This window comes from Nocardia fodinahabitans (genome assembly GCF_052983615.1).
The window spans coordinates 1,919,860-1,941,016 of sequence record NZ_JBRJJC010000001.1 but is presented as its reverse complement, the minus strand read 5'-3'; the positions used below and the strand labels follow the sequence as shown (position 1 = coordinate 1,941,016).

Annotated in this window: 22 protein-coding genes and 1 pseudogene; 11 read left to right on the top strand and 12 right to left on the bottom strand. The window is 69.8% G+C overall.

The annotated features are described in order from the left end of the window. Positions 1-29 precede the first annotated feature (29 nt). On the top strand, positions 30-317 hold the full coding sequence (locus tag NV348_RS09010) for a hypothetical protein (RefSeq protein WP_447146621.1): 288 nt from the start codon (positions 30-32) through the stop codon (positions 315-317). A 5-nt stretch (positions 318-322) separates the two neighbouring features. Here the strand turns inward: NV348_RS09010 and NV348_RS09005 are convergent, their stop codons facing one another. Next, positions 323-646, bottom strand: coding sequence for a hypothetical protein (locus tag NV348_RS09005; protein WP_447146620.1), 324 nt, complete (start codon positions 644-646; stop codon positions 323-325). A gap of 19 nt (positions 647-665) precedes the next feature. Next, entirely contained in the window at positions 666-1,151 is a 486-nt protein-coding gene (locus NV348_RS09000) for a MarR family winged helix-turn-helix transcriptional regulator (RefSeq protein WP_447146619.1), read from the bottom strand. A gap of 52 nt (positions 1,152-1,203) precedes the next feature. On the opposite strand from NV348_RS09000, the gene NV348_RS08995 reads away from it, so the two are divergent. Further along, positions 1,204-2,649, top strand: coding sequence for an MFS transporter (locus NV348_RS08995; protein ID WP_447146618.1), 1,446 nt, complete (start codon positions 1,204-1,206; stop codon positions 2,647-2,649). A 3-nt stretch (positions 2,650-2,652) separates the two neighbouring features. On the opposite strand, the gene NV348_RS08990 is transcribed toward NV348_RS08995, so the two are convergent. Beyond that, on the bottom strand, positions 2,653-3,384 hold the full coding sequence (locus NV348_RS08990; protein WP_447146617.1) for a helix-turn-helix domain-containing protein: 732 nt from the start codon (positions 3,382-3,384) through the stop codon (positions 2,653-2,655). Positions 3,385-3,401: 17 nt separating this feature from the next. Next, positions 3,402-4,175, bottom strand: coding sequence for a helix-turn-helix domain-containing protein (locus NV348_RS08985; protein ID WP_447146616.1), 774 nt, complete (start codon positions 4,173-4,175; stop codon positions 3,402-3,404). Positions 4,176-4,565: 390 nt separating this feature from the next. Between NV348_RS08985 and NV348_RS08980 the strand changes: the two genes are divergently transcribed. From NV348_RS08980 to NV348_RS08970, 3 genes are all read left to right on the top strand, one after another. After that, positions 4,566-5,150 carry a CHAP domain-containing protein gene (locus NV348_RS08980; RefSeq protein WP_447146615.1) on the top strand — a complete coding sequence of 195 codons (585 nt, stop codon included), beginning with the start codon at positions 4,566-4,568 and terminating at the stop codon, positions 5,148-5,150. Positions 5,151-5,338: 188 nt separating this feature from the next. Further along, positions 5,339-6,487 (top strand): hypothetical protein, encoded by a 1,149-nt coding sequence (locus NV348_RS08975; protein ID WP_447146614.1) that lies wholly within the window; start codon positions 5,339-5,341, stop codon positions 6,485-6,487. A gap of 161 nt (positions 6,488-6,648) precedes the next feature. Continuing rightward, positions 6,649-7,368 carry a DUF1906 domain-containing protein gene (locus NV348_RS08970; RefSeq protein ID WP_447146613.1) on the top strand — a complete coding sequence of 240 codons (720 nt, stop codon included), beginning with the start codon at positions 6,649-6,651 and terminating at the stop codon, positions 7,366-7,368. A 1-nt stretch (position 7,369) separates the two neighbouring features. On the opposite strand, the gene NV348_RS08965 is transcribed toward NV348_RS08970, so the two are convergent. Together NV348_RS08965 and NV348_RS08960 are read right to left on the bottom strand one after the other, a co-directional pair. Beyond that, positions 7,370-7,729, bottom strand: a complete 360-nt coding sequence (locus tag NV348_RS08965) for a hypothetical protein (RefSeq protein ID WP_447146612.1) — start codon at positions 7,727-7,729, stop codon at positions 7,370-7,372. A gap of 102 nt (positions 7,730-7,831) precedes the next feature. Next, entirely contained in the window at positions 7,832-8,551 is a 720-nt protein-coding gene (locus tag NV348_RS08960) for an Rv1157c family protein (RefSeq protein ID WP_447146611.1), read from the bottom strand. A gap of 326 nt (positions 8,552-8,877) precedes the next feature. Between NV348_RS08960 and NV348_RS08955 the strand changes: the two are divergent. Then, positions 8,878-10,134, top strand: a pseudogene (locus tag NV348_RS08955) (mannosyltransferase); the annotation flags it as partial. A gap of 4 nt (positions 10,135-10,138) precedes the next feature. Here the strand turns inward: NV348_RS08955 and NV348_RS08950 are convergent. Continuing rightward, on the bottom strand, positions 10,139-10,438 hold the full coding sequence (locus NV348_RS08950) for a 4a-hydroxytetrahydrobiopterin dehydratase (protein WP_447146610.1): 300 nt from the start codon (positions 10,436-10,438) through the stop codon (positions 10,139-10,141). Positions 10,439-10,492: 54 nt separating this feature from the next. Next, positions 10,493-10,669 (bottom strand): hypothetical protein, encoded by a 177-nt coding sequence (locus NV348_RS08945; RefSeq protein ID WP_167456179.1) that lies wholly within the window; start codon positions 10,667-10,669, stop codon positions 10,493-10,495. Positions 10,670-10,793: 124 nt separating this feature from the next. Here NV348_RS08945 and typA point away from each other — a divergent pair, with 124 nt between their 5' ends. The 4 genes from typA (at position 10,794) to NV348_RS08925 (ending at position 15,991) form a co-directional block, all read left to right on the top strand. Further along, positions 10,794-12,698: a translational GTPase TypA gene (gene typA / locus NV348_RS08940; protein ID WP_447146609.1), complete on the top strand. Its 1,905-nt coding sequence runs from the start codon at positions 10,794-10,796 to the stop codon at positions 12,696-12,698. A gap of 149 nt (positions 12,699-12,847) precedes the next feature. Next, positions 12,848-14,569 (top strand): ABC transporter family substrate-binding protein, encoded by a 1,722-nt coding sequence (locus NV348_RS08935; protein WP_447146608.1) that lies wholly within the window; start codon positions 12,848-12,850, stop codon positions 14,567-14,569. Continuing rightward, complete coding sequence (gene mshB, locus NV348_RS08930; protein WP_447146607.1) at positions 14,551-15,459, top strand: N-acetyl-1-D-myo-inositol-2-amino-2-deoxy-alpha-D-glucopyranoside deacetylase; 909 nt, start codon at positions 14,551-14,553, stop codon at positions 15,457-15,459. The genes NV348_RS08935 and mshB overlap by 19 nt, the downstream gene beginning before the upstream one ends. Positions 15,460-15,550: 91 nt before the next feature. Next, the gene (locus NV348_RS08925) at positions 15,551-15,991 is read left to right on the top strand and encodes a hypothetical protein (protein WP_447146606.1); all 441 of its coding nucleotides are present in this window, start codon (positions 15,551-15,553) and stop codon (positions 15,989-15,991) included. Positions 15,992-15,995: 4 nt separating this feature from the next. Here the strand turns inward: NV348_RS08925 and NV348_RS08920 are convergent, their stop codons facing one another. After that, a complete protein-coding gene (locus NV348_RS08920; protein ID WP_447146605.1) occupies positions 15,996-16,739 on the bottom strand; it encodes a TetR/AcrR family transcriptional regulator in 744 nt (247 codons plus the stop codon). A 175-nt stretch (positions 16,740-16,914) separates the two neighbouring features. Here NV348_RS08920 and NV348_RS08915 point away from each other — a divergent pair, with 175 nt between their 5' ends. Beyond that, positions 16,915-18,438 (top strand): MFS transporter, encoded by a 1,524-nt coding sequence (locus tag NV348_RS08915; RefSeq protein WP_447146604.1) that lies wholly within the window; start codon positions 16,915-16,917, stop codon positions 18,436-18,438. Position 18,439: 1 nt separating this feature from the next. Here the strand turns inward: NV348_RS08915 and NV348_RS08910 are convergent, their stop codons facing one another. From NV348_RS08910 to NV348_RS08900, 3 genes are all read right to left on the bottom strand, one after another. After that, positions 18,440-18,805 (bottom strand): DUF1622 domain-containing protein, encoded by a 366-nt coding sequence (locus NV348_RS08910; protein ID WP_447146603.1) that lies wholly within the window; start codon positions 18,803-18,805, stop codon positions 18,440-18,442. A 124-nt stretch (positions 18,806-18,929) separates the two neighbouring features. Continuing rightward, entirely contained in the window at positions 18,930-20,594 is a 1,665-nt protein-coding gene (locus tag NV348_RS08905) for a PH domain-containing protein (RefSeq protein ID WP_447146602.1), read from the bottom strand. After that, on the bottom strand, positions 20,591-21,091 hold the full coding sequence (locus NV348_RS08900) for a PH domain-containing protein (protein ID WP_447146601.1): 501 nt from the start codon (positions 21,089-21,091) through the stop codon (positions 20,591-20,593). The genes NV348_RS08905 and NV348_RS08900 overlap by 4 nt, the downstream gene beginning before the upstream one ends. Positions 21,092-21,157 lie beyond the last annotated feature (66 nt).

The following is a 21,157-nucleotide window of genomic DNA, read 5'->3' as shown; positions in this document are numbered from 1 at the left end:
AGTGCTTTTCGGAGAGTGGGATTCAGCTGATGGTGTCCGGTCGTGAAACGTCCAAGTACGCAGTGCGCGCCGTCGTGGTCGGCGTCGCGATGACGATCGGGCTGCTCGGTGCCGCCGCGCCCGCGTCGGCGCTGCCGGGCTCGGGTTCGGCGACCGGCTCGGCCACGGGGTCGGCGGATCTGGCCACGGGCTCGGCCACCGGATCGTCGGGTGCCGCCGCCGCGGGTGCCGCCGGTGCCTACCTGACCTGGCAGTCGGCGCAGTTCATCCAGAAGACGATCCAGATGCTGCTCGCCCTCCCGCAAAATCAGCTGTAGGGCAACTACTTCCAGGCCCGTTCCCAGCGTTCGGCCGCCCAGTCCCGCACGTCGGGGCTGAGCGCGATCGCGGGCAGCAGCAGCGCGAAGCCGATGAGCAACACGGCCAGCCGGACCCAGACGCTGAGTTCGGCGACGGCGCGCAGCAGCGCGGGCAGCACGCAGATCGCCGCGAAGACGACCAGGATGATGGCCGCGAGATTGCGGCCGGGGCCCGCGATCAGCGCGGCGCAGGTGCCGAAGCACAGGCCGAGGACCAATCCGCCGACGCCGACGAAGTAGTTGTCCCAGGCGAGCCAGCTCGGGCGGGTAGACCGTTGAGTGACCACGCGGCGGAGCTTAGCGCGCTCAGCCTTTCGCGTGCGGAGGTCTGGGCCACGGATTTTCCTCGATCCGCTCGACCGAGTGGTTGAACTTCTGCATGAGCCTGCTCAATTCGGCGACGTCGTCGGGGTCCCAGTCGGCGACGACGATGCCGATCCCGGCGGCCCGATGCTGCTGATCTGCGGCCAGCGCCGCCTTGCCCGCGGCGGTCGCGCGCACCTTCCTGGCGACGCCGCCGTCCGGATCGGGGACCCGCTCCACCAGGTCCTGCTTCAGCATCGCGCCGACCTGGCGATTGATGGTGGAGATGTCCAGCTGGAACGCTTCCGACAGTTCCCGCAGGCTCAGCGGTTCGCCCAGGTCGAGGCGGGTGAGGATGAGGAACGCGGACCGGTCCAGCGCGAAGCCGGGGCGGCGGCGCGTCGTGGTGGGGAAGTGGCGCGAGATCAGGTTCAGCTCGAACACCAGGCGGGTGAACGGGGTGTCGTCGGCGGGGCCGGAATCGGACATATGCCAACTATGTCGCGTGGGTCATCGCGAAGACAAATTGTGTACTATACACATGCTGTGTACGGTGCATAAGGTGTCTGTTACCGCCGCCGACGTCACGCCGGCATCTCCCGAAACCCGCGGCGTTACGCCGGCCGTGCTCATCGCGGTACTCAGTACCGTCGGTATCGTCGTCTCGCTCATGCAGACGCTGGTCATCCCGATCATCCCGTCGCTGCCCGGCCTGCTGAACACCTCGGCGTCCAACGCTTCCTGGGTCGTCACCGCCACGCTGCTGGCCGGCGCGGTCGCCACGCCCATCTCGGGCAAGCTCGGCGACATGTTCGGCAAGCGGCTGGTGCTCGTCGTCAATCTCGGCTTCATGATCGTCGGCTCGGTGATCTGCGCGAGCTTCTCCTCGCTGCTGCCCGAGATCGTCGGCCGCTCGCTGCAGGGCGCCGCGGTGGGCGCGATCCCGCTGGGTATCAGCATCATGCGCGACGAACTGCCCGCCGAGAAGGTCGGCGGCGCGATGGCGGTGATGAGCGCGACCCTCGGTGTCGGCGGCGCGATCGGTCTGCCGTTCGCGGCCGTGATCGCGCAGCACGCGAACTGGCACGTGCTGTTCTGGACCGCCGCCGGGCTCGGCGCGGTGTGCGCGGTGCTGGTGTTCGTCTTCGTGCCGGAGTCGCCGGTGCGCACGCCGTCGCGGTTCGATTTCGGCGGCGCGGTCGGGCTGTCGATCGCGCTGCTCACGCTGCTGGTCGGCATCACCAAGGGCGCCGACTGGGGCTGGGCCAGCGCGTCCATCCTGACCCTGTTCGCCGTCTCGCTGGCGAGCTTCCTGCTCTGGGGGCTCTACGAACTGCGTCAGTCCGTGCCGCTGGTCGACCTGCGGGTCTCCGCGCGACCGCGGGTGCTGTTCACCAACCTCGCCTCGATCGCGGTCGGGTTCGCGCTCTACGGCATGTCGCTGACCTTCCCGCAGCTGCTGATGGCGCCCGAGGCGACCGGCTACGGCTTCGGTCTGTCGATGGTGGTCGCCGGCCTGGCGATGGCGCCGACCGGCCTGGTCATGATGCTGCTCTCGCCGGTCTCGGCGCGGCTGTCGGCGAAGAAGGGCCCCAAGCTGACGCTGGCCGTGGGCTCGGCGGTGATCGGCATCGGTTACCTGTGCGCGGTGGTGATGATGGACAGCGTCTGGCAGATCATGCTGTCCGCGGTGATCGTCGCCGGTGGCGTCGGCCTGGCCTACGCCGCGATGCCCGCGCTGATCATGGGCGCGGTGCCGATCAGCGAGACCGCCGCGGCCAACGGCCTGAACTCGCTCATGCGCTCGATCGGCACCTCCACCTCCGCGGCCGTGATGAGCGTCGTGCTCGCGCACATGACCATGCAGCTCGGCCCGCACGTGCTGCCCTCGCGCGAGGGTTTCCACACCGCCTTCTTCCTCGCGATGGCGGGTGCGGTGGTCGCGATCGTGCTGACCGCCTGTATCCCGGTCCGCAAGGCCGACTGAGGTTCAGCCGGCCGGGATCGGCGCGTAGACGACCAGCGACCAGTCCCGGCGCGGGACCAGCGACGAGCCCAGCGAGTGCACGGTCATGGCGGTCGTCGCGCCGGTCTCGGGGTCGCGCAGGTACATGACCGGTCCGTCCAGGCTGTGTGCCCCGGCCGGGTCGCTGGTCCAGAACTTCGTCCACTCGGGCGCCTGCGCGCAGGTCTCGACGATCTCGTCGATCCGCTGCTGCGGTGCCAGACCGGGCCCCATGATCCGGAACCCGTACACGCACATGTGTGTCTGGGTGTCCCAGTCGACGAGGGCGGTCTTGGCGCGCGGGTCGAGCAGCATCCACTCGAGCATGGAGGCGCCGGCCTCCAGACCGGGGAACCACTGCCGCCACGCGGTGTTGGTGGCCACCACGTCGAACGTCGGGTGCATCTGCATGCTGGCCGGATGGGTGATTCCGTCGAGCAGCACCAGGTCGGTCGGGCGCACCAGGGGCAGCGGCACGGATTCGTAGCGGGCGGCGATCGCCAGCGAGATCAGGTGGTCACGCATCACGTCCGGGACGGAGAGCGCGTCGAACAGCGCGGTCAGCGCCTCGAGCGTCGGTGGCCGGGTGCCCTGTTCGATCTTCTGGATGAGCGCGGGCGAGATGCCGGCGACGGCACTGAGCGCCGTGCGGGTCAGTCCCGCCGATTCGCGGCGTTCACGCAGGTACCGAGCGATCGGCGGATGCGGGTTCTCCACGTCGGATGCTCTTTCGGCTAGTCGGTCGTCTTCGGCGTGAACGTGATCATCGACCAGTTCCGCCGGGGCAGTGCGAAATCGAGGTTGTGCATGGCCATGGCGGTCGGCGCACCGGTCTCGGCGTGCACCACCGTCACTTCCGGGTCGTCGAGGGCGTGCGGCGTCGGCGGCTCCGTGGTCCAGAAATACTCCCACTCCGGCGCCGCGGACAGGATCTCGATCAGCTCGTCGATTCGCGCCTGCGGCATCGAGCTGGGGCCCATCAGCCGGAAGGCGTAGACGCTCAGGTGGATGTGGCGTTCCCAGTCGTGGATCACCGAGCGGGCCGCCGGGTGCAGCAGCATCCACTCGAGCACGGTGATGCCGGGCAGCAGGCCGGGGAACTGCCGCCGCCACGGCTCGTTCACGGCCAGCACGTCGAACGCCGGATACTCCTGCAGGCTGGCCGGGTAGGGGAGGCTGTCGATCAGCAGCCGGTCCGCCGCCGGTACCGACGGGGTGGTGACCGGCAGCGGGCTGTCGAAGCGATGCGACAGCGACATCATGATGATGTGGCCGCGGAACAGCTCGGGGACGGCGAGCGCGTCGAACAGCGCGGCGAGGGCCTCCAGCGTCGGCGTGCGGGTGCCCTGTTCGATCTTCTGGATCAGCGCGGGGGAGATGCCCGCCGCCCGGCTCAGCGCCGCCCTGGTCAGCCCCGACGATTCGCGACGTTCGCGGAGATATCGGGCGATCGAGACGTGCGCGTCCTCCACCTGAGCGATCCCGCCTTTCTGGCCGTACTGGGACAAACTGGGACAGTCGTCTAGCTTGACCGACAGTAAAGCGTTCGCAAAAATTCTCACCGCCGGACGGGACAGCGCCCGGCTGTCAGTCCATCGCGACACGGTGATCCAGGCCGGAGTCCGCGCTGGTCACGACTGTGTGTTCCGGAGCGGTACGTGTTCGAAACCACGTCCGCGCCCCCGTGTGTGGACGTCGCCGGAGGGGACGGCACGCACGCTGGATGCGCGCCGAGAGCGCGGTAGCGAGCCGATACCCGGGTGGCGCAGGGGTCCATCCGGTGATCGTCTCCCACCCGGCCCGCTCCGGAGCACGCAATATTCGCGTCCCGGTCCGGGAACCGCGACCGTCTCCGGTTCGTCTCAGAGAACAGAAGACAGATCGAAAGCGGGGGGGCGATGACACAAGTGCAAGCTGAACGGACCGGTGGCCGGGGACGCTGGGCGCTCGGCATCTCGGGATTGCTGGCGGTGACGGCCGTGGTCGTCGTCGGACTCGTGTGGTGGCAGCACGACTGGGGTGAACAGTTCCCCGCGCTGGACAGCGAACAGCTCGACGAGCAGCAGAGCGCCCTGGTCGACGTGCTGCGCGGCGAATACGACCGGCCCGGCGCCGGGACGAAGTACGCCGAGGGCGTCGAGGAAGCCTGGTGCGCCGACTTCGTCAGCTGGACGATGCGCGCGGCGGGCAGGCCGCTGGCCAATCCGAACTCCGGATCGTGGCGTATCCCGGGCGTCTACACGCTGACCGAGTACTACCAGCAGGTCGGCCGGTTCACCCCCGGCAACGTCGGATACCGGCCCAGAACGGGCGACGTGGTGCTCTACGGGCCGTCCAGTCCGCTCGGCCAGCACACCAACATCGTGCTGAAGGCCGAGGGCGACACGATCACCACGATCGGCGGCAACGAGCTGGGCGGGGTACGGGTGCGCACCATCCGACCGGCCGAAACCGCTGATCTGGTCGGTTATGGGCGTTTCTGAAATCGATTGTCGCTCAAGACAACTGCCATGAACCTGGACGGCGGTACCACGCGGGTACCCGTACGATGGAAGCGGTGGCGCCCGGCAGCGCCCCGGCCGACCCCTCCGTCCTGCTTCCCCCTCATCGGCAGGACGGGGGAGTTGTGCCATCACCGGCAGGTTTTCCTGCGTCACGTACGGTGTCCGATGTGCGCGGGAAAGTGACCGATGAGGCTCGTCGAGACCCGAGGTGGATCGAGTATGCCGATTTCGGCGAGCGCTTCGTCACCTACGCGGTGACCGAGGAGCGCATCGCCGCCGCGGTCGCGGGCATGACCGGACGCGGCGTGACGATCGGTCCGTTCTCCCTCGGCCCCGCCGGACTGGCCGGATTCGTCGCCGAGGGCATCCTCGGGACCCCCGTGGTCACCCGCAACCCCGGTGACGCGCTGGCCTTCGGCGTCCGGATTCCGTTGACGCTGGCGGTGAAGCTCGTGCTCGGCGGGCGCAAGCTGCGCCTGGCCGCCGTGGTCGAGATCGGGCTGACGCTGCACGCGCGCACCGCGCAACCGCTGCTGGTGGTGATCGACGTGGCCCCCGTGTCCGCCAGGGACGTGAGTTTCACGCTGCGCGCCGAGGCCATCGACACCGCGTGGGAGATGCTGCTCGACCCGATCGCGGGCCTGGTGCAGCGCGAGGTCGCGAACCGGGTGAACGCCATCGTCGGCGATCCGAAGGTCCGTTCCGAGCGGGTCTTCGACATCGAGGCCATCCTCGACGGCTACCGCTCGCCGCATCGCAACGACACCGTCTTCGAGTGGATCGACTTCCGCGAGTTCGGCCTGCGCTTCTTCACCCACATCGTGACCAGGGACCGCGTGCACGACGTGGTCGCGCAGATGGCGGGCAGCGAGATCGTGGTCGGACCGCTGTCCGAGGGCCCGCGCGGCGCGGCCACCGTGACGGTGCGCGGCGCGATCGAGCAGCCGCGCGTGATCGATCGCGGGTTGGGTGCCCCTGGCGACCCGCGCGTGTTCGACATGACGCTGCCCGTCGGCCTCGACATCACCGTCGACGTGCTCAAGGCCAACCACTACCGCGCCGACCTGGAGATTCCGCTGGTCCTCACGGCCAGGGCGGCCGAGCCACTGCAGATCGTCATCGATGTGCCGCCGCCCGCGCTCGAGGACATCTCGATGGAGTTCACCGCCAAGGGGCTGCGCGCGGCCACGCTGGCCCGGCTGGCCGGGATCAAGCGACAGGTGATGGCGCAGGTCGTCGCCGTGGTCAGCACGGAGCTGGCGGATCCGTCGGGCCGCACCATCGATGTGGGCGCGGCCATCGACAGCGCCACCTGATCCGCGTGACAGCTGGGACGAAAGTGACCTTTGGTTCTGGCGGTTCCCCTGTGGTTGTGGTGAAATGAGTGCACGTTCGAGGCTCCCGGCGCGCGGGATTCGGGGAAGGCGCGCCGGGCACGCTGCCGGTTGAAGGTCGGGTTGCGCGAAGGAGCTCTGCGATGCGTTCTGTTCCGGTGACCCGGCGGGAGTTCTTCGGATTCGCCGCCGCCGCGACCACGGTCGGGCTCGGCCTGGCCGCCACCTCCGCCACTCCGGCGGCCGCCCAATCCTTCGGCACCCTGGTCGATTACGCCGCCGGCGTGCCGTCGGCCGAGGCGATCAAGGCCGCGGGGCACATCGGCGTGATCCGGTACGTCTCCGATCGCAGGCCCGGCGCGGAGTGGATGGCGGGCAAACCGCTGCTGGCGGCCGAGGTCGAGGAATTGTGGGCGGCCGGATTGTCGATCGTGTCGAACTATCAGTTCGGCAAGGGCCCGACGGCCGACTGGCGCGGCGGCCTGGAAGCGGGCAAGCAGCACGCCGAGCGCGGCTGGGAATTACACACCGCCGCCGGTGGCCCCGACACCGCGCCGATCTACGCCTCCATCGACGACAACCCCTCCGAGGAGGAGTTCGACGAGATGATCGCCCCGTACATCGAGGGGTGGCAGTCGGTGCTCGGCGCCGATCTCGTCGGCATCTACGCCAACACCCCCACCATCGACCGCGCGCTCGACGCCGGGCTGGGTTCCTGGTTCTGGCAGCACAATTGGGGCACGCCGAAGGGCTATGTGCACCCCGGCGCACAGCTGCATCAGTTCGAGATCGACAAGCGCGATATCGACGGTATCGGCGTCGATCTGAACCGGGTGCTGGCCACCGACTACGGCCAGTGGTGAGCTAGGTCTGGCAGTGGCAGGTCGGCGCGAGCCGCAAGTCCGGCTCGTCGTCGGGGATGACCCGCAGTGCGCTCCGGCCTTCGGGTTCGGCGAGCACGCCGCGCCACGACAGCAGCGACCAGCGCGATAGACCCGACAGTGCCGAACCCAGGCTCGCGAACGAGCCGGAGGAGATCGCCGACCCGAACGAGCCGACCGAGCCGATCGAGAGCACCGAGCCGACACTGCCGATCGACAGCACGGAATAGGCCGACCCGATCGACAGGATCGAACCTTCGGATCGGTAGGACAGGATGGAACGGCTGGACCGCCTGCTCCGGATCGACCGAGCGGCGCGGGGTGAACCTTGCGTGGTCGCCATGGTTCTCGGTCTACCACATCGCGATGCCCGCGGGAACCCGCTGACAACGACAAAGCCCGGCCGGTTCCCGAGGGAACGGACCGGGCTCGGTGCGTCGATGACCTAGACGGTGAAGAAGCCCAGGGTCGGCAGGAAGTTGCAGGTGCGCGGGGCGGCGCCCTCGGCCTGCGTGGTCAGCGAGCCGGAGACGACGGCGACGACGCGACCGTGCCCGGTGCTGGCGATGGCCGACAGGGTGGCCGGGCCGCCGGGGTTGATCTTGGCCTCGTCGGTCAGCGTCTGGATCGCGGACTGGCGGGTGTCGAGGTTGAGCCACTGCACCGTCATCGGCGGGTTCTGCTCGGCGGTCGGCGCCTTGGTGCCGAGCGCGGTGAACACGAAACCGGCCTGACCGGCGGCGACGCCGGGCGGGGGCAGCTGGGCCGGACCGGCGACCGCGAGTGCGGTGCCGACCGAGTCGGCGCCGTCACCGATGCAGCCCTTGCCGATCGTCGGGTACAGGAACTGGGCGATGACCGGGCCGTCCTGCGGGATCTCCGGGCCACCGCCGCCGCTGCCGTCGAGGAAGGTGATGATCCGCTCGAGCGTCGACTTGATGGCCGGCGGCAGGTTCAGGGTGGCCAGCAGGGCGCGCGCCTGATCGAGCAGCGCGGTCTGCGGGCTCGCGACGTCGGCGGGCCCGGCGATCAGCCCCGCGACGGCGGGGGCGAAGGCGGCGAGCGCGTCGACCGGGACGCCCTCGGGCACCATCGGAACGCTGAGCGGCGCGGCCTGCGGGGCAGGCGCCGGAGCGGCGATGGTCGACGCCGGCGCGACGAGCATGGCGCTTGCCGCAATGGCGAATGCGGTCGTTGCGATCCGCGATCCTCGGCTACGAAGCACTTGTCTAGCCGTCCTTACCTCGGTGTTGCGATGGGGCGAGGGGTGTCGAGCCCTTCGATGTCGGGGTCACTCTAAGGACATCGCTGCCGTGTTGTACAGCCGCCCGGCCGCAGGCGGCGAACCAGCAGCCGTGTTCATCGACGCTAACCCCCGCTGGTGTTACAGCTGGGGATGTTGATGCAAATGTTACCTATGGTGTCGCGCGCGCCCGCGCGAACCCGTGCGCGCGGCTGTCCGCGCCCGCCCGGTTAAGGTGAGGAAAGCACCGCGACGCCGCCCACTCGACCGAAAGCCTGGCATTGAACCGACACCTCCGATGGGCTCTCGCGCTGCTCGGATTGTCCGTGCTCGCCAGGCTGGGCTGGATGCTGTTCGCGAAGAACGGCCTCAATGTCGTCGATCTGCACGTCTATGTGGATGGCTCGGCCGCGCTGCTCACCGATCGTCTCTACGACTTCACCTACGCGGAGAAGACGCCGGACTTCCCGCTGCCGTTCACCTATCCGCCGTTCGCCGCGCTGGTCTTCTTCCCGCTGCACTATCTGCCGTTCGCGGCGGTCGCCGTCGGCTGGATGCTGGCCACCGTCGCCGCGCTCTACGGCGTGATCCGGATAAGCTTCGAACTGCTCCTCGGCGCCGAACGGGCCGGGCAGACGCGGTGGATCACGGCCGCGGTCGGCTGGACGGCGCTGGGCGTCTGGCTCGAGCCGGTGCGCACCACCATCGACTACGGCCAGGTCAATGTGTTCCTGGTGTTCGGCGCGATGCTGGCGGTGCGCAGTGCGCGGTGGTGGATCTCGGGCACGCTGGTCGGCCTGATCGCCGGCATCAAGCTGACGCCCGCGATCACCGGGCTGTACTTCGTGGCCCGCCGCCGCTGGGCGACGGTGCTGTGGTCGGCGGCGGCCTTCGGGTTGACCGTCGCTGTGAGCTTTCTCATCAACGCGCACGAGGCGAAGCGGTACTTCGGCACGCTGCTCGGTGACGCGGACCGGATCGGGCCGGTGGGCTCGGTGTGGAACCAGTCGCTGCGCGGCGCGCTGAGCCGGATCCTCGGTGACGACGTGCAGTCCGGGCCGTGGTGGATCGCCGCGGTGCTGGTCACGGCGGTGCTGGCGGTCCTCGCCTGGCGCACGCTCGGCCCCGACGACCGGCTCGGCACCCTGGTGCTGGTGCAGCTGTTCGGGCTGATGATCTCGCCGATCTCCTGGTCGCACCACTGGGTCTGGCTGATCCCGACGGTGCTGTGGCTGCTCTACGGTCCGCTGCGGGGTCAGCGCGTCGCGCGGATCATCGCCGGCTTCTGGGTGCTGACGATGCTGATCGGCGTGCCGTGGGTGCTGTCGTTCGCGCAGCCGACCATCTGGACGATTCCGCGGCCGTGGCCGCTGGCCTGGCTCGGCGCGGTCGACGTGATCGGGGTGTTCGTGCTACTCGGCTGGCTGATCTGGCACGGCCGCGACACCCTGCGCGCCCAGGCGCGCGGGCTCGGCCGCCGTGCCGAAGTGTCCGCGGCGAGCTGAGGAGTCAGCCGCCGACAATGTCGTCGATGGTGTGCGCCATGGCCGTGTCGTTGGCGGTGAGGCCACCGGCCGAGTGCGTGCTCAGGGTGAATCGCAGTGTGCGCCATCGGATATCGATGTCGGGATGATGATCGGCCGCCTCGGCCGCCGCGGCGACCTCGCGGACCAGTTCGATGCCGGCCGGGAACGACGTGGCCTGCACCGTGCGGGTGATCGCATCGCCGTCGCGGGACCAATCCGGCAGGGTGGCCAGGGCGATGGTGATCTCGGGATCGGAGAGCAGCGCCGGTTTCGGAGTACCCATACCTGCAGTTCTACGCCTGGTTCGGGCGGCACGCATCGCCCGTGGTCATCCGCCTCAGGCCGCGCGCGCGTGTTTGAGCGCCTTTTTGAGATCTTTGCCGCACACTCCGGCGGCCTCGGCCTTCTTCATGCGCATGATGACGACCGGGCATTTGAAGCAGCGCGTCTTCTTTCTGCAGCACTTTTTCTTCGGCTTCAGGCTCGACACCTTCTTCGCCTTCACCTTGCCCATGGGGGTTAGCGTACCCTAAGTACAATGCCTGACACGTGCGTGCCACTCCGGTACCGGTAGGGTGTAACAGGCCGCGATGCCAGATGAATGCGCGCCAATACACCAACAGCAGGAGGATTGAGGCGTGTCGTCTACACGCGATTTTCGCAACGTCGCCATCGTGGCCCACGTCGACCACGGCAAGACGACGCTGGTCGACGCCATGCTTCGTCAGTCGGGCGCGTTCGCTGAGCGAGCCGAACTGGTCGACCGGGTCATGGACTCCGGAGATCTGGAGCGCGAGAAGGGCATCACCATTCTCGCCAAGAACACGGCGGTCCACCGCCATCACCCCGACGGCTCCGTCACCGTCATCAACGTGATCGACACCCCCGGCCACGCCGACTTCGGTGGCGAGGTCGAGCGCGGCCTGTCCATGGTCGATGGTGTCGTGCTGCTCGTCGACGCGTCCGAGGGCCCGCTGCCGCAGACCCGGTTCGTGCTGCGCAAGGCGCTCGCGGCCAAGCTGCCGGTGATCCTGGTCGTCAACAAGACCGACCGCCCCGACGCCCGGATCGAGGAGGTCGTCGAGGAGTCGCACGACCTGCTGCTCGACCTGGCCTCCGACCTCGACGACGAGGCCGCCGAAGCCGCCGAGCTGGCGCTGGACCTGCCGGTCCTCTACGCCTCCGGCCGTGAGGGCAAGGCCTCCAAGGAGCGTCCCGAGAACGGGTCGGCGCCCGACGCCGAGAACCTCGACGCCCTGTTCGACGTGCTCATGGAGAACATCCCGGCGCCCAAGGGCAACCCGGAGGCGCCGCTGCAGGCCCACGTCACCAACCTCGACGCCTCGGCCTTCCTCGGCCGCCTGGCGCTGGTTCGCGTGCACAACGGCGAGCTGCGCAAGGGTCAGAACGTCACCTGGATCAACGCCGACGGCGCCAAGCAGGTCAAGATCACCGAGCTGCTGCAGACCATCGGTGTCGAGCGTCAGCCGGGCGAGGTCGCCGTCGCCGGTGACATCGTCGCCATCGCCGGTATCCCGGACATCATGATCGGCGACACCCTCGCCGACGTGGACAACCCGGTCGCGCTGCCGCGCATCTCGGTCGACGAGCCCGCCATCTCGGTGGTCATCGGCACCAACACCTCGCCGCTGGTCGGCCGGGTGCAGGGCCACAAGCTGACCGCCCGCATGGTGAAGTCGCGCCTGGACCAGGAACTGATCGGCAACGTGTCGCTGCGCGTGCTCGACATCGGCCGTCCCGACGCCTGGGAGGTGCAGGGCCGTGGTGAGCTGGCGCTGGCCATCCTGGTCGAGCAGATGCGCCGCGAGGGCTTCGAGCTCACCGTGGGCAAGCCGCAGGTGGTCACCAAGCAGGTCGACGGCAAGGTGCACGAGCCGTTCGAAGAGCTGACCATCGACTGCCCCGACGAGTACCTGGGCGCGATCACCCAGCTGCTGGCCGCCCGCAAGGGCAAGATGGTGCAGATGAGCAACCACGCCGCCGGTTGGGTGCGCATGGAGTTCATCGTGCCCTCGCGTGGCCTCATCGGCTTCCGCACCGTGTTCCTCACCGAGACCCGCGGCACCGGCATCGCCAACGCCGTCTCCCACGGCTACGCGCCGTGGGCCGGTGAGATCCGCGCCCGCCACACCGGTTCGCTGGTGTCGGACCGCGCGGGGACCGTCACCCCGTTCGCGATGATCCAGCTGGCCGACCGTGGTCAGTTCTTCGTCGAGCCGGGCTCGGACACCTACGAGGGCATGGTCGTCGGCATCAACCCGCGTGCCGAGGATCTCGACATCAACGTCACCCGCGAGAAGAAGCTGACCAACATGCGCAGCGCGACCGCGGACACGTTCGAGACCATGGCCAAGCCGTTGCAGCTCGACCTCGAGCTGGCGATGGAGTTCTGCGCCGGCGACGAGTGCGTGGAGGTCACCCCGGAGGTCGTCCGCGTGCGCAAGGTGGTGCTCGGCGCCAACGAGCGTGCTCGCGACCTGTCGCGCCGTAAGGCCCGCGACCGCGCGGTGAGCAACTCCTGATCAGGTTCTGACAGTGGGACGGTGCTTCGGTACCGTCCCACTGTCGTTTCCGCAGTGACCGGTGCCGGGCTCCGGGCAGATGAGCGAGGTAGGGTGCCAGAGTGAGTTCGGGGGTCAGACGCGCAAGGTGGCGCGTGGCGGTGATGGTGATGACGGCCTCGACGGCGGTCCTCGCCGGTTGCACCGCGAATCCACCGCCGCCGATCGAGAGCACCGATTCGCCCAAGACCACCCAGGCCAAGCCGGGGAAGAACACGGTCGTGGTCGCGATCGACGACATCGGCATCGGTTTCAATCCGCATCTGCGCTCGGATCAGTCGCCCGCCACCAACGCGGTGAGCTCGATGGTGCTGCCGAGCCCGTTCCGGCCGGTGGCGGCGCAGGCGCATCCGGCGGTGGTCGACTGGGTGCCCGACGCCTCGCTCATCGAATCGGCCGATGTCACCGCGCAGGAGCCGTTCACGATCACCTACACGCTGCGCAACCAGGCCAACTGGTCCGACGGCGCCCCCATCGCGGCCGAGGACTTCCGGTTCCTGTGGCAGCAGATGACGACGCAGCCCGGCGTGGTCGATCCGGCCGGGTACCGGCTGATCTCGGACGTGGCGTCCTCCGGTGGCGGCAAGACGGTCACCGTGACGTTGACCCAGCCGTATCCGGCCTGGCGTGAGCTGTTCTCGAACCTGCTGCCCTCGCACCTGGTGAAGGATTCGCCGGGCGGGTTCACCAGCGGGCTGGTCGACCGGATTCCGGTGTCGGGCGGCAATTTCACCATCAAGTCGGTCGACCGCGGTCGCGACGAGATCCTGCTCGAGCGCAACGACCGTTTCTGGGGCACCCCGGCCGCGCCGGACCAGATCCTGTTCCGTCGCGGTGGCACCCCGTCGCAGCTGGCCGAGTCGCTGCGTACCGGCGACGCGCAGATGGCGCTGGTGCACGGCGGTGTCGCGACCCAGGCCCAGCTCGCCGCGATCCCGTCGGTGCGGACCACGATCATGCCGCAGGCGCGCGAGCTGCAACTGGCGCTCAACGGCCGCTCGGGTGACCTCACCGACGCGCGCGTGCGCAAGGCGGTGCTCGCGCTGCTCGATCCCGCGCTGCTGGCCACCGTCGGCGCGCAGACCGGCGGCTGGGTGGAACCCGCACGCGCCCAGGTACTTCCGCCGTCGAGCCCCGGCTACGTCCCGACCGCGCCGCCCCGGCCGAGCACCGAGGAGGCGTTCGCGCTGCTGGCCGAGGCCGGTTTCGGCCGCGCGCCGGAGACGCCGCAGACCGGCTCGCCGACCTCGCCCGCGCCGCGCCCGCGGTCGGTCGCGCGCAACGGCAAGGGCCTGTCGGTGCGGATCGGCGCCGTCAACGAGGACGCGGCCGCGCTGGCCGTGGCCAATACCGCCGCCGACCAATTGCGCAGTGCCGGCATCGATGCCACCGTGCGCGGCCTGCCCGCCGACGAGCTGTACGGCAAGGACCTCACCGAATCCGCGATCGACGCCATCGTCGGCTGGGAGCTGGCCGGTGACGACCCCGCGACGGTGCTGGCCTCGCGCTACGGCTGCCCGCCGCCGGAGCTGCCCGGCGCCGACAGCAAGGCGCTGGCGGCGGCCGAGGCCTACCGCAAGGCGCCCAGCAATATCGGCGGCGTGTGCGACCCGAGCCTCCAACCCTCGATCGACGAGGCGCTGCGCGGTATCGAGGTGCCGCGCGTGCTGGCCGAGGCCGAGCCCAAGCTGTGGGAACTGTCGACGGTGCTGCCGATCGTGCAGGACAACGTCGTCGCCGCGGCGGGTCCGCGGGTGGACGGCGTCTCGCTGGCCGGCGCGATCCAGGTCGGCATCTTCGCAGACACGGCGCAATGGCGGAGGATCCCGTGACACATTCGACCCGCGAGACCGGCGGCCTGCTGTTGGTGCATGCCCACCCCGACGACGAAACCCTCACCACCGGTGGCACGATCGCGCACTATCGCAAGCGCGGCCGCCCGGTGACCGTGGTGACCTGCACGCTCGGCGAGGAAGGCGAGGTCATCGGCGAGCGCTGGGCGGGCCTGGTCGCCGCCGAGGCCGACCAGCTCGGCGGCTATCGCATCACCGAACTCACCGCGGCGCTGAACGCGCTGGACGCGGGCGCGCCGTGGTTCCTCGGCGGCGCGGGCCGGTGGCGCGATTCCGGCATGGCGGGCACGCCGTCGGCCGCGCATCCGCGGGCCTTCGTGAACTCCGGCGACGCGGCGGTCGAGGCACTGGTCGAGGTGCTGCTGGAGCTGAAGCCGCGCGTCGTGGTGACCTACGATCCGCGCGGCGGCTACGGCCATCCCGATCACATCCGCGCGCACGAGATCACCACCGCGGCCGTCGACGCGGCGGCCGGGCGGGGCTGGGACGTCCCCAAGTTCTACTGGACCGTCACCGACGGCGACCTGCTGCGCCAGCACACCGCGGCCCTGGCCCGCCGCACCGTCGACGAGCTGCCCGGCGCACTGCCCGCCGGCTGGCGCCTGCCGGTGGAGGCCGAGCTGGCCGCCATGTCGACGACGGGCGTCACCACCGTGGTCGACGTCTCCGACGCCGTCGCCGCCAAGCGCGCCGCGATGCGCGCGCACGCCACCCAGGTCACCGTCGCCCCCAGTGGCCGGGAGTTCGCCCTGTCCAACAACATCGCGCTGCCGGTGCTGCCGGAGGAACACTTCACCCTGGTACGCGGCCCGCGCGGCCAGGTCGGCGCAGACGGCTTCGAACACGACCTGTTCGCCGGGCTCGAGTGAGCCGCTGGGCGATCGACCGCCCGGTGGCGACCAGGCGCATCGCCGGGTCGGGCGGCGCGGTCGGGCGGTCCGGCCGAATAGACTCGCCCCCATGGTGACCGACTCCGCGAAGCCCGCAGGCACGCCGACCGCCGTGTTGCGGTCCGTGCGCCTGCCCGCCCGGTTCGACCCGGTGCTCTCGGGGCTGATCGTGGTGCTGCTGCTCGTCGACGCGCTGATCACGCTGGCCGTCGAGGTGCTGTTCCTGCCGCTCTACGCCGGCGCCGTCGCGCTGCCGGTGGCGGCGCTGCTGGCCGCGCCGATCAATGTGGGACTGGTCTACGGCATGGAATCGGTGACCTCCCGGCTCGGTTTCGCTTTCGCGCCGATCGTGGTGTGGGTCTTCGGATTCCTGGTGGCGGCCTCGCGCGGTCCCGGCGGAGACGTGTTGCTCGGCAGCGACGGTCGCACCCTGCTGTTGCTGGCCTGTGGGGTGCTCGCGCCGGCCGCCTACCTGTACTACCGCTCGAACGTGGGCCCGTTCCGGAGCTGAGGCGTCAGCGGCGCCGGGTCTCGGCGCCGTCCAGGATCAGGTCGATCGCCTCGGAGAACTGGCTCATCTTCCCGCCCGCCGCCTCGGCGACGACCTGCTGTCGCTGGCCGACATAGCGCCGGTGCAGGCGCGGATACGGCTCCGAAGCGGCGGCGCTGGCCGCCATCACCTGGTCGACCCACTGCTGGGGCGGTAGCCCGCTGCGGGCGACCGTCGTCAGCATCACGGCCTCGTTCGTGCAGGACCCGACGATGAATTGGAACGCCGTGTTGGTGGTGACATCGACGACGTCGTCGGGGAAACCGCCCGCCTCCACCAGGGACAGCATCGAGTCGGTCAGCCGCATCATGTTGGGGCCCAGGTAGGTCAGCGCGGCGTTGCCGAACACGATGGTGACCCACGGATGGGCCAGCAGGGTCGCGCGCAGCCCGTCGGCCTGCTCGTGCACCCGTGCCCGCCAGTTCGCCGGGTCCGGCTCCGGGAACGGCACCTCCCCGATGACCTGATCGACGACGAGTTCGAGCAGCTCGTCCTTGTTCGCGACGTGGGTGTAGAGCGAGGTCGCGCCCGCGCCGAGCCGGGCGCCCAGCTTGCGCATGCTCAGCGCGTCGAAGCCCTCCTCGTCGAGCAGCGCGATCGCCTCGGCGACGATCTGATCTCGGCTCAGCGCGGGCTGATCTCGGCGTTCACGGGTCGGCCTGGTCCACACCGATGCGATCTCGGTCGAGTTCGAGCTGCCCGCGGCCATCGCTGCCTCCTGTGCTGGTGATGTGTCGGTCTCCACGTCGCGTGTCCGCACAGCATAGCTCGCTTTGAACACCGTACGGGTAGCGAACGCTGTACCTATTGCGCACGTCGTTCATTGAACGTACGGTGTTCGGCATGACCGCACGGTGTGCGGCAATATTCGAGAGGAGAGCAGGATGGACCCGCTCGCAACGCCTTCCATCGATTCGGTGGTCCGCAATCCCCGCCGGTGGCTGATCCTGATCGTGCTGTGCCTGAGCTCGCTGGTGCTGGTCGTGGACAACATGGTCCTCACCGTCGCCATCCCGCAGATCGCCACCGATCTCGACGCGAGCGCCCAGCAGATCCAGTGGATCATCGACGCCTACCTGCTGGTCTTCGCCGGCCTGCTGCTCACCTCGGGCAGCCTGTCGGACCGGTTCGGCCGCAAGCTGGTGATGGTGATCGGCCTGGTCCTCTTCGGTGGCGCGTCACTGCTGGCCGCCTACGCGAGCAGCGCCGAACTGCTCATCGCGGGCCGGGCCCTGATGGGCATCGGCGGCGTGCTGATCATGCCGAGCACTCTGTCGATCCTGATCACCGTCTTCGACGACGACGAGCGGCCCAAGGCGATCGGCGCGTGGAGCGCGGTGGCCACGGTCGGCATGGTCGGCGGTCCGGTCGTCGGCGGCGTGCTGCTGGAGCACTTCTGGTGGGGTTCGGTGTTCGTGCTGAACGTGCCGATCGCGGCGGTCGCCATCGTGGCCGCGCTGGTGCTGATGCCCGAGTCCAAGGGCCCGTGGCGCAGGCCCGACATCCCCGGCACGCTGACCTCGATCATCGGTATGACCGCGCTGGTGTGGACCATCATCTCGGTGCCGCACGCGGGCTGGACCGATCGCGACGTGCTGGCCGGCTTCGCCGTCACGGTGCTCGCCCTGGGTGCCTTCGTGCTCCGCGAACTGCGCACCGACGAGCCGATGGTCCCGTTGCAGCTGTTCGGCAACCGCACCTTCACCGGTTCCAGCTTCTCGCTGGTCCTGGTGACCTTCGCCAACGGCGGGCTGGTCCTGGTGCTCACCCAGTACCTGCAGTTCGTGCTCGACTACTCGCCGATGCGGACCGCGCTGGCCTTCACCCCGATGGCGGTCACCCTGCTCGTGGCCAACGGCATCGGCGCGGTGCTGGTCGGCAAGCTGGGCGCGCGGATCGTCACCATCGCCGGTCTGATCGTCGTCGCCGCGGGCTTCGCGGTGCTGGCCACCCTCGACGCGGGCGCGAGCTTCACCCTGCCCGCCGTCGCGATGGCGCTGCTCGGCGCCGGCGGCGGTCTGGCGATGCCCGCCGCGATCGGCGCGCTGATGAGCGCCGTGCCCGAGGACCACGCCGGCGTCGGCTCGGCGCTCAACGACACCATCCAGCAGGCCGGTGCGGCGCTGGGTGTGGCGGTGCTCGGCGCGGTGCTGGCAGGCACCTTCGCCGGGGCCATGCCGGACTCGGCGCCCGCCGCGGCCAGGGAGTCGATCGCGGGTGCGCTCGGTACCGGCGACGGCACCGTCATCGGGCCGGCGCGCGATGCCTTCTGCACCGCCATGCAGGTCACCTTCGGTGTGGGTGCGCTGGCCTCGGTCGCCGCCGCGGTGCTCGCGGTCATCCTGATGCGGGACGCGAAAACCGGTGCGGAGGAATCGGAGCCGAAGCTCGAGGTGACGGCTGTCTAGGTCACGTCGCGGTCGGCGCTTCCTCGGGTTTCTGCTGCCACGGCCACCGGCCGGTGAGCTCCAGCTCCAGCGAATAGCTGAGGAAGGTCCGGACCAGCACAATCAGTGCCAGTACTCCGACACTGGTGAAAGTCGGTGCGATGGCGACGGTTCGGATGATGTCGGCGGCGACCAGGAATTCCAGCCCGAGCAGGATGGCCCGGCCGAGGCCGCGCCGGTAGACGCGGTAGGCGACCTCGAAATCCGCGTGCCCGGCCAGCGCGTGGAGGAACTTGACGGTGCCGACGAGTCCGCCGATGACGATCGCCGCGACGCCCGCGCCGTCGAGCGCCTGACCCGCGGTCTCGATGATCTCGGTGAACTCCACACCAACCACCCTCCGTCCGCACTACCGGCCTGGGGGAAACGCTACGCCGCGCGCGGGCGCGGGCGCGGGCCGACACTCGGTGCCGCGGGCGCACGACCCATGGTCGCCGATCGATGTGCGCCGGTCAGCGGCTGCCCTGCACGCCGGGGGTGACGGCCTCGATGAGGGCGACGGCCTGGTCGAACGGGATGTCGTCCACCAGGTAGGCCTTCTTGCCTGCCGCCGTCGCGGCGACCACGGTGGCCAGCCCGGCCCGCCGCTGCCAGTAGGTCCGGCGGATGGTCCAGCCGATGATGCCCGGTGCTTCCAGGCAGTCGCGATTGCGGTCGAGGCTGCCGCGCCGGGTGATCAGCCAGGTGGGGCCGGTGCTGCCGGGCAGTACCCGATGGCCGAGGCTGCGGTAGCGGTCCTCGGCGAGCGCGGCCATGATCACCGCGAACATCGCCGGCAGGCCCCAGAACCACCCCGGCAGAGGACCGCTGACCAGGGCGATGGCGATCAGGACGACGACCAGCCCGCCGACCGGCCACGCGGCCTTGGAGTAGCGCCGCCGTCGTGCCGCCGGACCGTGCTGGACCAGCTCGATCGTGCCCAGCGCGGCGCCGGTGATCGGTTGCGGTGCGGCCTGTTTCGCCAACGATGTCGAGGCACCGGCCGATGCGGGCCAGGTCGCTGGTTCGGCGCCGGTCGGCGATCCGGGTGCTGCTCCGGAGTCCGGTCGCGGTGCCGGTTCGGCGCCGAGCGGCCCGTCCGGCTTGCGACGGGTGCGCAGCAGTTCGTCGAGGGTGCGTTCGACCGCGGACCGCGGAGCCTGCGGAAGGATCTTCTGCCGCGGGTTCTCCCCGGTCATGATCATCTCCAGCTGGGCGGCCTTGGCGGCGCGCAGCAGCAGGGGATCGTTGAGCGTCGCGCCGCGGAACCGGGCCAGGTCCAGGGTGATCTGCCGGGTGGTGAACAGACCGTGGCGCAGGTGCAGGGTGGCGCCGTTGTCGATCACCTTCAGCCCGAACCAGGTCGCGAGGTACTGGGCGCATGCGGCCAGGCTCACCAGCGCCACCGACACCAGCGTCAGGCCCACGATCACGATCGCCACGATGGGCGGGCTGTCGTCGTCGAGGTGCTGCACGGCGGGTGACTTCGAGAGGATGTCGATGAGTCCGTACTGCGCGCCGATGCCCGCGATCGGTACGACCACGGCCAGCCCGGTCAGCGACAGCGGCGCGTAGCGCACCCACGCGGCCTGCCAGTGTCCGATCTCGACCCCGGATTCGGCGGCGGCGTCGCGCGGGGCGACATGCGGCGCCCCGGGCGACGTCGGCTGGTCGGTGGGGAATTGCCCGGTGTGCGAGAGCAATTCGGCCCGCAGCGCCGGGATCCGGCTGGTGTCGAGCGCGTCGAGCTTGAACTCCTCGCCCTTGTCGGTCTGCTTGCCGGTGCCGATCGCCAGCACGGCGAGCCCGAGCGCGCGGTGCAGCAGCGGCGCTTCCACGTCCACCGAACGGATGCGCGGGCGCGGCACCGACAGGGTTCGCCGCTGCACGATCCCGCTGCGCAGCTGCACGTGATCGGCGTCGATGCGAAAGGAGGTGGTGAACCAGCGCGCGACACCGAACCCCGCGACCAGGGTCACCGGGATCAGGCTCCACAGCGGATTACCGCTGGTGGTACCGACGATGATCGAACCGAGCAGCACCGGAATGTATTTCATGATCTCGTTGATCGGATACACCATCAGCATGCGCGGGTCGAGGCGCTGCCACTCGGCCTGCGGTGCGGGCGGGGTGCTCACGTGGCGTCCCCGCGGTGCTGGGCGGCGATGGCGGCCAGCCGGGCCACGGTCTGCTCGGCGACCGGCAGATCCAGCGCGCTGATCTTCACCGCCCCCGCCGAGGACGCGGTGGTCACGGTGACGGTGGCCAGCCCGAGCATCCGCTCCAGCGGCCCGCGCTCGGTGTCGACGGTCTGCACTCGCGAGATCGGCGCGACCCGCGACTCCTGATCCAGCCACCCGACTCGGGTGTACACGGCCTCGTCGGTGACCTCCCAGCGGTGCACGGCATACCGCCACAGCGGCACCACGACCACCCCCAGCACCGCGAACACGACCACGGCCACCCCCGCGACCAGCTGCCACCCACGATGGTCGGTGTCGAGCAGCGCCCACACCACGAGCGCCACGCACAGCACCGCGATCACGATCGCGTTCTCCAGCGCCCACAGCAGCTTGGCCTTGGAACTCGGACGCCAGGCCGGTTCGGCCAGAATGGTGGAGCGCGGCAGCGACATGAGGACATGGTTCCATGCGAGGCCGGGGAGTTCACCCCCTCGGGAATACCAGGGGTCGCGCGGAGG

Bases quoted from the DNA above. Each gene is read 5' to 3' on its own strand.
- NV348_RS08900 (WP_447146601.1), bottom strand. From the start codon at position 21,091: ATGTCGCTGCCGCGCTCCACCATTCTGGCCGAACCGGCCTGGCGTCCG.
- NV348_RS08925 (WP_447146606.1), top strand. From the start codon at position 15,551: ATGGTGACCGACTCCGCGAAGCCCGCAGGCACGCCGACCGCCGTGTTG.
- NV348_RS08915 (WP_447146604.1), top strand. From the start codon at position 16,915: ATGGACCCGCTCGCAACGCCTTCCATCGATTCGGTGGTCCGCAATCCC.
- NV348_RS08950 (WP_447146610.1), bottom strand. From the start codon at position 10,438: ATGGGTACTCCGAAACCGGCGCTGCTCTCCGATCCCGAGATCACCATC.
- NV348_RS08920 (WP_447146605.1), bottom strand. From the start codon at position 16,739: ATGGCCGCGGGCAGCTCGAACTCGACCGAGATCGCATCGGTGTGGACC.
- NV348_RS08965 (WP_447146612.1), bottom strand. From the start codon at position 7,729: ATGGCGACCACGCAAGGTTCACCCCGCGCCGCTCGGTCGATCCGGAGC.
- mshB (WP_447146607.1), top strand. From the start codon at position 14,551: ATGGCGGAGGATCCCGTGACACATTCGACCCGCGAGACCGGCGGCCTG.
- NV348_RS09000 (WP_447146619.1), bottom strand. From the start codon at position 1,151: ATGTCCGATTCCGGCCCCGCCGACGACACCCCGTTCACCCGCCTGGTG.
- NV348_RS08970 (WP_447146613.1), top strand. From the start codon at position 6,649: ATGCGTTCTGTTCCGGTGACCCGGCGGGAGTTCTTCGGATTCGCCGCC.
- NV348_RS08935 (WP_447146608.1), top strand. From the start codon at position 12,848: ATGACGGCCTCGACGGCGGTCCTCGCCGGTTGCACCGCGAATCCACCG.
- NV348_RS08945 (WP_167456179.1), bottom strand. From the start codon at position 10,669: ATGGGCAAGGTGAAGGCGAAGAAGGTGTCGAGCCTGAAGCCGAAGAAA.
- NV348_RS08980 (WP_447146615.1), top strand. From the start codon at position 4,566: ATGACACAAGTGCAAGCTGAACGGACCGGTGGCCGGGGACGCTGGGCG.
- NV348_RS09010 (WP_447146621.1), top strand. From the start codon at position 30: ATGGTGTCCGGTCGTGAAACGTCCAAGTACGCAGTGCGCGCCGTCGTG.
- NV348_RS08960 (WP_447146611.1), bottom strand. From the start codon at position 8,551: ATGCTCGTCGCGCCGGCGTCGACCATCGCCGCTCCGGCGCCTGCCCCG.
- NV348_RS08995 (WP_447146618.1), top strand. From the start codon at position 1,204: ATGCTGTGTACGGTGCATAAGGTGTCTGTTACCGCCGCCGACGTCACG.